The organism is Enterobacter cloacae complex sp. CDL013, from assembly GCF_049238805.1.
Lineage (GTDB): Bacteria > Pseudomonadota > Gammaproteobacteria > Enterobacterales > Enterobacteriaceae > Enterobacter > Enterobacter hormaechei_C.
In genome coordinates this window covers 63,460-74,479 of the sequence record NZ_JBMKGT010000013.1, presented here as the reverse complement: position 1 = coordinate 74,479, position 11,020 = coordinate 63,460, and the positions used below count along the sequence as shown (strand labels likewise).

11 protein-coding genes and 2 tRNA genes are annotated in these 11,020 nt (G+C 56.8%); 10 read left to right on the top strand and 3 right to left on the bottom strand.

Going from position 1 to position 11,020, the window contains the following annotated elements; all coding sequences use genetic code 11:
- Window positions 1-22 precede the first annotated feature (22 nt).
- Together ACOTXD_RS21140 and ACOTXD_RS21135 are read left to right on the top strand one after the other, a co-directional pair.
- Window positions 23-99, top strand: a tRNA-Asp gene (locus tag ACOTXD_RS21140).
- Window positions 100-151: 52 nt separating this feature from the next.
- Window positions 152-227 (top strand) — tRNA-Trp (locus ACOTXD_RS21135).
- A 101-nt stretch (window positions 228-328) separates the two neighbouring features.
- Here the strand turns inward: ACOTXD_RS21135 and hdfR are convergent.
- Window positions 329-1,150 carry an HTH-type transcriptional regulator HdfR gene (hdfR, locus tag ACOTXD_RS21130; protein WP_126297341.1) on the bottom strand — a complete coding sequence of 274 codons (822 nt, stop codon included), beginning with the start codon at window positions 1,148-1,150 and terminating at the stop codon, window positions 329-331.
- 118 nt (window positions 1,151-1,268) lie between these two features.
- Between hdfR and ACOTXD_RS21125 the strand changes: the two genes are divergently transcribed.
- The gene (locus ACOTXD_RS21125) at window positions 1,269-1,607 is read left to right on the top strand and encodes a DUF413 domain-containing protein (protein ID WP_006808641.1); all 339 of its coding nucleotides are present in this window, start codon (window positions 1,269-1,271) and stop codon (window positions 1,605-1,607) included.
- A 29-nt stretch (window positions 1,608-1,636) separates the two neighbouring features.
- Here ACOTXD_RS21125 and ACOTXD_RS21120 read toward each other — a convergent pair whose 3' ends face one another.
- On the bottom strand, window positions 1,637-3,157 hold the full coding sequence (locus ACOTXD_RS21120) for a YifB family Mg chelatase-like AAA ATPase (protein WP_045337103.1): 1,521 nt from the start codon (window positions 3,155-3,157) through the stop codon (window positions 1,637-1,639).
- Between the two features lie 341 nt (window positions 3,158-3,498).
- Between ACOTXD_RS21120 and ilvL the strand changes: the two genes are divergently transcribed.
- From ilvL to ilvA, 7 genes are all read left to right on the top strand, one after another.
- Entirely contained in the window at window positions 3,499-3,597 is a 99-nt protein-coding gene (ilvL, locus tag ACOTXD_RS21115) for an ilv operon leader peptide (RefSeq protein WP_001311244.1), read from the top strand.
- An 86-nt stretch (window positions 3,598-3,683) separates the two neighbouring features.
- Window positions 3,684-3,734: a peptide IlvX gene (gene ilvX / locus ACOTXD_RS21110; RefSeq protein ID WP_192930497.1), complete on the top strand. Its 51-nt coding sequence runs from the start codon at window positions 3,684-3,686 to the stop codon at window positions 3,732-3,734.
- 2 nt (window positions 3,735-3,736) lie between these two features.
- Complete coding sequence (gene ilvG / locus ACOTXD_RS21105) at window positions 3,737-5,383, top strand: acetolactate synthase 2 catalytic subunit (protein ID WP_045897776.1); 1,647 nt, start codon at window positions 3,737-3,739, stop codon at window positions 5,381-5,383.
- Window positions 5,380-5,643 carry an acetolactate synthase 2 small subunit gene (ilvM, locus tag ACOTXD_RS21100; RefSeq protein ID WP_003860184.1) on the top strand — a complete coding sequence of 88 codons (264 nt, stop codon included), beginning with the start codon at window positions 5,380-5,382 and terminating at the stop codon, window positions 5,641-5,643. The genes ilvG and ilvM overlap by 4 nt, the downstream gene beginning before the upstream one ends.
- A gap of 18 nt (window positions 5,644-5,661) precedes the next feature.
- Window positions 5,662-6,591 carry a branched-chain-amino-acid transaminase gene (gene ilvE / locus ACOTXD_RS21095; RefSeq protein ID WP_003860182.1) on the top strand — a complete coding sequence of 310 codons (930 nt, stop codon included), beginning with the start codon at window positions 5,662-5,664 and terminating at the stop codon, window positions 6,589-6,591.
- A gap of 60 nt (window positions 6,592-6,651) precedes the next feature.
- Window positions 6,652-8,502 carry a dihydroxy-acid dehydratase gene (ilvD, locus tag ACOTXD_RS21090; protein WP_032608561.1) on the top strand — a complete coding sequence of 617 codons (1,851 nt, stop codon included), beginning with the start codon at window positions 6,652-6,654 and terminating at the stop codon, window positions 8,500-8,502.
- Window positions 8,503-8,504: 2 nt separating this feature from the next.
- On the top strand, window positions 8,505-10,049 hold the full coding sequence (ilvA, locus tag ACOTXD_RS21085) for a threonine ammonia-lyase, biosynthetic (protein ID WP_032608562.1): 1,545 nt from the start codon (window positions 8,505-8,507) through the stop codon (window positions 10,047-10,049).
- Here the strand turns inward: ilvA and ilvY are convergent.
- Complete coding sequence (gene ilvY, locus ACOTXD_RS21080) at window positions 10,046-10,936, bottom strand: HTH-type transcriptional activator IlvY (protein WP_022652050.1); 891 nt, start codon at window positions 10,934-10,936, stop codon at window positions 10,046-10,048. The genes ilvA and ilvY overlap by 4 nt on opposite strands.
- Window positions 10,937-11,020: the final 84 nt, after the last annotated feature.

Genomic DNA, 11,020 nt, shown 5'->3' with positions numbered 1-11,020 from the left:
GGTGGTTACAGAAGTATTCGGTGGAGCGGTAGTTCAGTCGGTTAGAATACCTGCCTGTCACGCAGGGGGTCGCGGGTTCGAGTCCCGTCCGTTCCGCCACTTATTAAGACATTAAGCCTGCCCTTTCGGCAGGCTTAATGGCAAAAACTTTAGGGGCGTAGCTCAGTTGGTAGAGCACCGGTCTCCAAAACCGGGTGTCGCGAGTTCGAGTCTCTCCGCCCCTGCCATATAGAATCCTTTGCTTCGGCAAAGGATTTTTTTTTGCCTGCAAAACAGCTCAACATCTTCCTGAAGAAATAAGCAGCCTGCGTTTCCGCAGGCTTTTGCGTTAATCCAGTACGCTGGTTTTTAACAGATCTTTTATCTGCGACTGCTTATCGCTGTTTTGCAGCCAAATAGCATACAGCGGCCTGGAGAGCGTTGTCGAATCGGTGACAACATGGAGTGCGGGTTTATTATCCGCCCAGCGAACAGGTAACCATGTACAGCCTTTCAATGCGGGAAGATGCTGGCATGCGATCTCCGCAGAGCTTGTCGTGAGTTGCGGGATATCATCGCTGGCAATTAACCCCGTCTCGTGCTGCTGAAAATCAGGCCCCCATTCCAGGCGTAAATAATTCAGGTCGGCCTTCATCATTGCAGGCTCGGATGCATAGAGCGCCAGGCTAAACTGTCCAACAATCTGGCTGCTAAATTCGTCCATCTTGGGCGCTTCTGTGGTGATCAGGAGATCAAGCTGCCGCTCGTGGAGTTGCTTAACCAGCGACTGGCGTTGCGCAATCCTCGCCTCAAATTGCAGATGGTTGTGTGAGCGATATAGCCGCATAAGCCACTGGCTGAGCATGCATTCCCATAGTGAAGCGCTGGCACCGATCGAGAATTCATTATGCCGGGAGGTGTGCGCAACCTCCTTCCGCGCTGCCTGCCAGGTATTCATCAGGGTTTCTGCATAAGGCAATAGCTTTTCACCGGCCGGGGTTAAACGAATATTGTTGCGATGGCGGGTAAAAAGGTTCACACCCAGTTGATTTTCCAGCTGTCGAATACGAAAACTGACTGCTGACTGCGTCAGGTAGAGGGCTTCAGCTGCTCGCCCAAAGTGTCGCGTTCTGCTCACTTCGAGGAAAGTTTTTAGCAATTCCGTATCCACATCTTTCTCCGCAAAATTATTTGTCGTTATGATTTAAATGTTTTGTTTTACACTCTGTCAAGCGTAACTAATACTCCGCGCCATAAATAGCTCGGCCAAAGAATTAGGAGCGTGTAGGATGGCGGAAAGCTTTACGACGACTAATCGTTTTTTCGACAATAAACATTATCCGCGCGGGTTCTCTCGTCACGGCGATTTCACTATCAAAGAAGCTCAACTTCTTGAGCGCCATGGTTATGCCTTTAACGAGCTGGATCTGGGTAAACGTGAACCGGCAACCGAAGATGAAAAACAGTTTGTCTCTGTTTGCCGTGGTGAGCGTGAGCCGCAATCTGATGCAGAACGTGTATGGATTAAGTATATGGCTCGCATTAAGCGTCCTAAGCGTTTCCATACGCTGTCTGGCGGCAAGCCGCAGATGGAAGGTGCAGAAGACTACACCGAGTCTGACGATTAAGAAGAGAAGGGGCTACGGCCCCTTTTTTTTTACGCCAGCATTTTTTGCAGATGCAACAGCAGCCGATCGATCGCACGGTAACTTAATGCCTCCTGCAAATGCCGCCTCTCTATTCCGGGGCAGCCCTCCACGTCGGCGACCGTGCGCGCAACTTTCAACAAACGCTGCCACGCGCGAATGGATAGCCCAAACCGCGTCAGTGTCTCTTCCAGCCAGCCCGCATCTTCAGCGTTGAGAGAACAAAACTGTCGGATCCCGCTGTTATCCAGCCGGGCATTCAGCCTGTTCTGACGAACATACTGCCGCGCCTGTGCCGCAATAACCCGTTCACGCACAGTTGCTGAGCTTTCGCCCTTAATACCGGTTTGCCTCAGCAGACCGGGCGGGGGCAGGGGGATCTCGAGAGATAAATCAAAACGGTCGAGGAAGGGGCCGGACAGCTTACTCAGATAGCGCAGTGTCTGCTCCGGCGTACAGCGGTTATGATTGCCCTGATAATGACCCGTAGGGCTAGGGTTCATCGCGGCGACCAGCTGAAACTGCGCAGGGTAGCTTATTTTGGCCCGTGTACGAGACAAATGGATTTCGCCGGATTCAATCGGCTCCCGCAATGCATCCAGCACGCGGCGTTCAAATTCTGGCAATTCATCCAGAAACAGAATGCCGTTGTGCGCCAGTGAGATTTCACCCGGCCCGGGGATCGAACCCCCGCCCACCATCGCGGTAAGAGACGCACTGTGGTGTGGAGAGCGGAAAGGACGGCGGCGCCACTGTTTATGCAGCGACGTAGAACTGACCAGGCTAAATATCGCGGCGCTTTCCAGCGCTTCGTGATTATTGAGGGGTGGCAACAGGCCGCTCAATCTGCTCGCCAGCATCGTTTTCCCCGTGCCTGGCGGACCTATCAGTAACAGGTTATGCCCACCCGCGGCCGTTATCTCTAACGCCCGTTTACCCTGTTCCTGACCCATAATATCGCTGAGATCCTCGGGCGAATCTGGCGCTACCTCGTCATTCTCCTGCGGCTCGGCAAGCTCGTGTCGGCCTTCCAGCCAGGCGCAAACCTCCTGCAAATGTCCCGCGACAAGACACCCCTTTTCGGCAATAAGGCTAACTTCAGAGGCATTTTCATTGGCCACAATGATTTGTCTTCCCGCGCGTATGGCTTCAAGCGCACCCGAGATTGCTCCGGGAACGCCTCTTAACGCGCCTGTAAGCGCTAATTCTCCCACGAACTCGCACGAGCTTAGCCCTGGCGTATTGAGCTGTTCAGAAGCCGCGAGAAGCGCTATAGCAATAGGTAAATCATATCGTCCTCCCTCCTTTGGCAAATCGGCGGGCGCAAGGTTGATGGTGATCTTCTTCGCCGGAAAAGCATAACCGCTATTAATAATTGCGCTGCGCACGCGATCCCTCGCCTCTTTAACGGTCGTTTCTGGTAAGCCGACCAGCGTCAGTCCGGGCAGTCCATTACTTAAATGAACCTCTACAGAAATAAGCGGTGCCTTCACGCCGATGGCCGCGCGTGTATAAACAACTGACAGTGACATAAGCCCTCCTTGGCGGTGACTATGCCAGCATCATTTTTTCCTGTTTAGCGCTAATTCACTGAATTACGGCGCTCGTTCCAGCCTTTTAGCGCCTAAATGTAATCATTACATGTCGGTGGAATCGGCCTCGCAGAAAAGGAATCATGCGCGCCTTGCCTGATGAAACAGGACAAAAAAAATGAAAAATCTTCATTTCTATTTTTTCCCTATATAAAACAACGATTTTGAAAGAAATAGTTCGCCTGCTACAGAAATAGGTCATAAAAAAATCTTGTGTCAGATGAAATATCTGTGGTAACTCTTTAGGTATTCCTTCGAACAAGATGCAAAAAGAACTGAAAATGACAGCCCTTCTACGAGTGATTAGCCTGGTCGTGATTAGCGTGGTGGTGATTATTATCCCACCGTGCGGGGCTGCACTTGGACGAGGAAAGGCTTAGAAATCAAGCCTTAACGAACTAAGACCCCCGCACCGAAAGGTCCGGGGGTTTTTTTATGACTAAAAAACGTAAATGAGGAGCAGAGAATGACAAGTAGCACAAAATTCTGTTTCTCCCGATTTATGACGGGGAACTAACTATGAATGGGGCACAGTGGGTAGTACATGCGTTGCGCGCGCAGGGAGTCGAGACAGTATTCGGTTATCCGGGTGGCGCAATTATGCCGATTTACGATGCACTGTATGACGGCGGCGTGGAGCACCTGTTGTGCCGACACGAGCAGGGCGCAGCGATGGCCGCCATCGGTTATGCCCGTGCCACCGGTAAAACCGGTGTCTGTATGGCGACCTCAGGTCCGGGCGCAACGAACCTGATCACCGGTCTGGCTGATGCACTGCTGGATTCTGTTCCCGTTGTTGCCATCACCGGACAGGTTGCCTCTCCGTTCATCGGCACCGATGCCTTCCAGGAAGTGGATGTGCTCGGTTTATCGCTGGCCTGCACCAAACACAGCTTCCTCGTTCAGTCTCTCGAAGAGCTGCCGCGGGTGATGGCCGAAGCGTTCGAGGTTGCCAGCTCTGGCCGTCCTGGCCCGGTTCTGGTTGATATCCCGAAAGATATCCAGGTTGCACTCGGCGATCTGGAACCGCATTTCTCTACCGTGAAAAGCGATGATGCATTCCCGCATGCAGAGGTGGAAGAGGCGCGTCAGATGATAGCGCAGGCCAAACAACCGATGCTGTACGTTGGTGGTGGCGTATGTATGGCGCAGGCGGTTCCTGCACTGCGCGAATTTATCGCGGCAACGCAAATGCCTGCCACCTGCACGCTGAAAGGGTTGGGTGCGGTAGATGCTGATTACCCCTACTATCTGGGCATGCTGGGGATGCATGGTACCAAAGCGGCAAACCTGGCGGTGCAGGAGTGTGACCTGCTCATCGCCGTCGGCGCCCGTTTTGACGACCGCGTCACCGGCAAGCTGAACACCTTCGCGCCAAACGCCAAAGTGATCCATATGGACATCGACCCGGCGGAGATGAACAAACTGCGTCAGGCGCATGTCGCGTTGCAGGGCGATCTTAACGCGCTGTTACCGGCCCTGGAGCAGCCGCTGGATATTAACCCATGGCGTCAGCACACCGCCGATATGCGCGCTGAACACGCCTGGCGTTACGACCACCCCGGCGAGGCCATCTACGCGCCGCTGCTGTTGAAGCAGTTGTCCGACCGTAAGCCCGCCGACAGCGTGGTGACGACCGATGTCGGCCAGCATCAGATGTGGTCTGCCCAGCACATGACCTACACCCGTCCGGAAAACTTCATCACGTCCAGCGGGTTAGGGACGATGGGCTTCGGTCTGCCAGCCGCCGTTGGTGCACAGGTTGCCCGCCCGAACGATACCGTTATCTGTATCTCCGGTGACGGCTCCTTCATGATGAACGTTCAGGAGCTCGGCACCGTGAAGCGCAAGCAGTTACCGCTGAAGATCGTGTTGCTCGATAACCAGCGTTTAGGGATGGTTCGCCAGTGGCAACAGCTGTTCTTCCAGGAACGTTACAGTGAAACCACCCTGACCGATAACCCCGATTTCCTCACCCTGGCCAGCGCCTTCGGCATTCCTGGCCAGCGCATCACCCGTAAAGACCAGGTTGAAGCGGCACTCGACACCATGCTGTCAAGCGAAGGGCCATACCTGCTTCATGTCTCAATCGATGAGCTTGAGAACGTCTGGCCGTTGGTACCGCCCGGTGCCAGTAACTCACAAATGCTGGAGAAATTATCATGATGCAACATCAGGTCGCCGTGCAGGCTCGCTTCAACCCGGAAACGTTAGAACGCGTTTTGCGTGTGGTGCGTCATCGTGGTTTTCAGATTTGCTCTATGAATATGGAAACGGCCACCGACGCGCAAAACATCAGTATCGAATTAACCGTTGCCAGCCCGCGGCCGGTCGACTTACTGTTTAGTCAGTTATCAAAACTGGTAGACGTTGCCCATGTTGCCATCTGCCAGAGCACAACCACATCACAACAAATCCGCGCTTAAGCGTGACAGGACGAAAAAATGACGACAAAAAAAGCTGATTACATTTGGTTCAATGGTGAGATGGTTCGCTGGGAAGACGCGAAAGTTCACGTGATGTCCCACGCGCTGCACTACGGCACCTCCGTGTTTGAAGGGATCCGTTGCTACGACTCTCACAAAGGACCAGTGGTGTTCCGCCACCGTGAACACATGCAGCGTCTGCATGACTCAGCCAAAATTTATCGTTTCCCGGTCTCCCAAAGCGTTGATGAGTTGATGGAAGCCTGCCGCGAGGTGATTCGCCAGAACAAACTGACCAGCGCCTATATTCGTCCGCTGGTCTTCGTGGGTGATGTCGGCATGGGCGTCAACCCGCCCGCTGGCTATAACACCGATGTGATTATTGCTGCGTTCCCGTGGGGCGCCTACCTGGGCGCGGAAGCACTGGATCAGGGGATCGACGCAATGGTTTCTTCCTGGAACCGCGTGGCGCCAAACACTATCCCGACTGCGGCTAAAGCGGGCGGTAACTACCTGTCCTCACTGCTGGTCGGCAGCGAAGCGCGCCGTCACGGTTACCAGGAAGGTATCGCGCTGGATGTGAATGGCTACATCTCCGAAGGTGCGGGCGAAAACCTGTTTGAAGTAAAAGACGGCATTCTGTTCACCCCGCCGTTTACCTCGTCCGCGCTGCCAGGCATCACCCGTGACGCCATCATCAAGCTGGCAAAAGATCTGGGTATCGAAGTGCGCGAGCAGGTGCTGTCCCGCGAATCCCTGTACCTGGCTGACGAAGTGTTTATGTCCGGTACCGCGGCTGAAATTACGCCGGTGCGTAGCGTCGATGGCATTCAGGTGGGCGAAGGCCGCTGTGGCCCGGTGACCAAACGCATTCAGCAAGCGTTCTTTGGCCTCTTCACCGGCGAGACAGAAGATAAATACGGCTGGTTGGATCAGGTTAATCACTAAATATAAATTTGGGACGGCACGCACCGTCCCATTAAATAGTCAGACGGGAGTAAATAAAGCATGCCTAAGTATCGTTCAGCCACCACCACCCACGGCCGTAATATGGCGGGTGCCCGCGCACTGTGGCGCGCCACCGGAATGACCGACGCCGATTTCGGCAAGCCAATTATCGCCGTGGTGAACTCCTTCACCCAGTTTGTGCCGGGCCACGTGCACCTGCGCGATCTCGGTAAGCTGGTTGCCGAGCAAATCGAAGCCTCCGGCGGCGTGGCGAAAGAGTTCAACACCATTGCGGTGGATGACGGTATCGCAATGGGCCACGGGGGGATGCTCTATTCGCTGCCGTCGCGCGAGCTGATCGCCGACTCGGTGGAGTATATGGTTAACGCCCACTGCGCCGATGCGATGGTCTGTATCTCCAACTGCGACAAAATCACCCCGGGGATGCTGATGGCCTCCCTGCGTCTGAACATTCCGGTGATCTTCGTTTCCGGCGGCCCGATGGAAGCGGGGAAAACCAAGCTTTCCGACAAAATCATCAAGCTCGACCTGGTCGATGCGATGATCCAGGGCGCGGACCCGAAAGTCTCTGACGAGCAGAGCGACCAGGTGGAACGCTCCGCGTGCCCGACCTGCGGCTCCTGTTCCGGGATGTTCACCGCCAACTCCATGAACTGCCTGACCGAAGCGCTGGGCCTTTCTCAGCCGGGCAACGGCTCGCTGCTGGCGACCCACGCCGACCGTAAACAGCTGTTCCTTAACGCGGGCAAGCGCATCGTTGAGCTGACCAAACGCTACTACGAGCAGGACGATGCCAGCGCGCTGCCGCGCAACATCGCCAGTAAAGCGGCGTTCGAAAACGCCATGACGCTGGATATCGCCATGGGCGGCTCCACCAACACCGTTCTCCACCTGCTGGCCGCCGCGCAGGAAGCTGAAATCGACTTCACCATGAGCGACATCGACAAGCTCTCCCGCAAAGTGCCGCAGCTGTGTAAAGTCGCGCCGAGTACCCAGAAGTACCACATGGAAGATGTCCACCGTGCGGGTGGCGTGATTGGTATTCTCGGCGAGCTGGATCGCGCCGGGCTGCTTAACCGCGACGTGAAAAACGTGCTCGGCCTGACGCTGCCGGAGTCGCTGGAGCAGTACGACGTGATGCTGACCAAAGACGACGCGGTGAAAAACATGTATCGCGCCGGTCCGGCGGGCATCCGTACCACCCAGGCGTTCTCGCAGGATTGCCGTTGGGACACGCTTGATGACGATCGCGCCGAAGGCTGCATTCGCTCGCTGGAACATGCCTATAGCAAAGACGGCGGCCTGGCCGTGCTGTACGGTAACTTTGCGGAAAATGGCTGTATCGTGAAAACCGCTGGCGTGGACGACAGCATCCTGAAATTCACCGGTCCGGCAAAAGTGTATGAAAGCCAGGACGAAGCGGTAGACGCCATCCTCGGTGGCAAAGTGGTGGAAGGCGACGTGGTGGTCATTCGCTACGAAGGACCGAAAGGCGGTCCCGGCATGCAGGAGATGCTCTACCCGACCACCTTCCTGAAATCGATGGGCCTCGGCAAAGCCTGCGCGCTGATCACCGATGGTCGTTTCTCCGGCGGCACGTCTGGTCTCTCCATCGGCCACGTCTCCCCGGAAGCGGCAAGCGGCGGCAATATCGCGATCATCGAAGATGGCGATCTGATTGAAATCGACATTCCAAACCGCGGCATTCAGCTGAAGTTGAGCGACCAGGAGATTGCGGGCCGTCGTGAAGCGCAGGAAGCCCGCGGCGACAAAGCCTGGACGCCGAAAGATCGCCAGCGCGAAGTCTCCTTCGCCCTGCGCGCCTACGCGAGCCTTGCAACCAGTGCAGATAAAGGCGCGGTGCGCGATAAATCTAAACTGGGGGGCTAACGATGGCCGAGTCACAACCCTTATCCGCCGCCCCTGAGGGGGCGGAATACCTGAGAGCGGTGCTACGCGCGCCGGTCTATGAAGCCGTGCAGGTCACGCCCCTGCAAAAAATGGAAAAACTCTCTTCGCGCCTCGACAACGTCATCCTGGTGAAGCGTGAAGACAGGCAGCCGGTGCACAGCTTCAAGCTGCGCGGAGCCTACGCGATGATGGCCGGGCTGACCGACGAGCAAAAAGCGCGCGGCGTGATTACCGCGTCGGCGGGCAACCACGCGCAGGGCGTGGCGTTTTCCTCGGCGCGTCTGGGGCTGAAGGCGCTGATCGTGATGCCGGTTGCTACCGCCGATATCAAGGTCGACGCGGTGCGCGGTTTCGGCGGAGAAGTCTTGCTCCACGGGGCTAACTTTGACGAAGCCAAAGCCAAAGCGATTGAGCTGGCGCAGCAGCAGGGGTTCACCTGGGTGCCGCCGTTCGACCACCCGATGGTGATTGCCGGGCAGGGTACGCTGGCGCTGGAGCTGTTGCAGCAGGACGCCCATCTCGACCGCGTTTTCGTCCCGGTGGGTGGCGGCGGCTTAGCCGCTGGTGTGGCGGTGCTGATCAAACAGCTCATGCCGCAGATCAAAGTCATTGCCGTGGAAGCGGAAGACTCCGCCTGCCTGAAAGCGGCGCTGGATGCCGGGCATCCTGTGGATCTGCCGCGCGTCGGGCTGTTTGCCGAGGGCGTGGCGGTGAAGCGCATTGGCGACGAAACGTTCCGCCTGTGCCAGGAGTATCTCGACGATATCGTCACCGTCGACAGCGACGCTATCTGCGCGGCGATGAAAGATCTGTTCGAAGACGTGCGTGCGGTGGCGGAACCCTCCGGCGCGCTGGCGCTGGCGGGGATGAAGAAATACATCGCCCAGCACAACATTCGCGGCGAGCGTCTGGCGCACGTGCTTTCCGGCGCCAACGTGAACTTCCACGGTCTGCGCTACGTTTCCGAGCGCTGTGAGCTGGGTGAGCAGCGTGAAGCGCTGCTGGCGGTGACCATTCCGGAAGAGAAGGGCAGCTTCCTGAAGTTCTGTCAGCTGCTGGGCGGTCGTTCGGTAACGGAGTTCAACTACCGCTTTGCCGATGCGAAAGATGCCTGCATTTTTGTCGGCGTGCGTCTGAGCCGTGGCGTGGAGGAGCGCAAAGAGATCCTCAGCCTGCTGCACGACGGCGGCTACAGCGTGGTCGATCTCTCTGACGATGAGATGGCGAAGCTGCACGTGCGTTACATGGTCGGCGGCCGTCCTTCCAAGCCGCTGAAGGAACGCCTGTTCAGCTTCGAGTTCCCGGAATCACCGGGCGCGCTGCTCAAGTTCCTGCACACGCTCGGCACGCACTGGAACATCTCCCTGTTCCACTACCGCAGCCACGGCACCGACTACGGGCGCGTGCTGGCGGCGTTCGAACTGGGCGAGCACGAGCCGGATTTCGAAACGCGCCTGAACGAACTGGGCTATGAATGTCATGACGAAACCCATAACCCGGCTTTCAGGTTCTTTCTGGCTGGTTAGTGGTTCGGCAATATCGTCCAGAACGCATCAATAAGCGGCTCATGCAGCCGCTTTTTTTGTGCGCACACGCCCAGCTCAAACGGCGTCTTCTCGTCGCTGCGCTCCAGAATCATCACGCGGTTGCGCACCGGTTCCGGGCTGTTTTCCAGCACCACTTCCGGCAGCAGCGCCACGCCGCAGCCAAGCGCCACCATCGACACCATCGCCTCATGGCCGCTGACGGTAGCGTAAATCGACGGGTTGCTGATTTTCTGACGGCGGAACCACAGCTCGATGCGGCGGCGCACCGGCCCCTGATCGGCCATGATAAACGGCACCGTCGACCAGTCCGGTTTCTCCACCGAGACCTGGTTGCGCACCGGGCAGGGCAGCGCCGGGGCAATCAGCACCACCGCCAGATTCTCCAGCATCGAGAACGCTACCGCCCCCGGCAGGGTTTCCGGTTTCCCGGCAATCGCGAGATCCGCTTCGCCCGTGACCACTTTTTCCATCGCGTCGGCGGCATCGCCGGTGGTGAGCTTAATTTCAACCGACGGATGTTCCGCGCGGAAGCGGTCAAGAATGGGGGGAAGATGGCTGTAGGCAGCGGTCACGGAACAGAAAATATGCAGCTCGCCGGAAAGCGACGGCCCCTGCTGGTCGATGGTGTGCCGCAGCTGCTGATACTGTAATAACGTCTGCTGAGCAAAGATGCGCAGCTCTTCACCTGCTTCCGTGAGGGTGACGGTGCGGTTATCGCGCACGAACAGCGGCTGGCCGAGGTCTTCCTCAAGGCGCTGGATCTGGCGCGACAGCGTGGAGGGGCTGACGTGCATCGCCCGGGCGCTACGGCCAAAGTGACGGCTTTCCGCCAGGTGCAGGAACATTTTCAGATCGCGTAAATCCACCGATTCCACTCCCTCTTTTTACATTGCATAAATTGCAATGTGACGTTGTGAATATATCAATTTCCGCAATAAATTTCCTGTTGT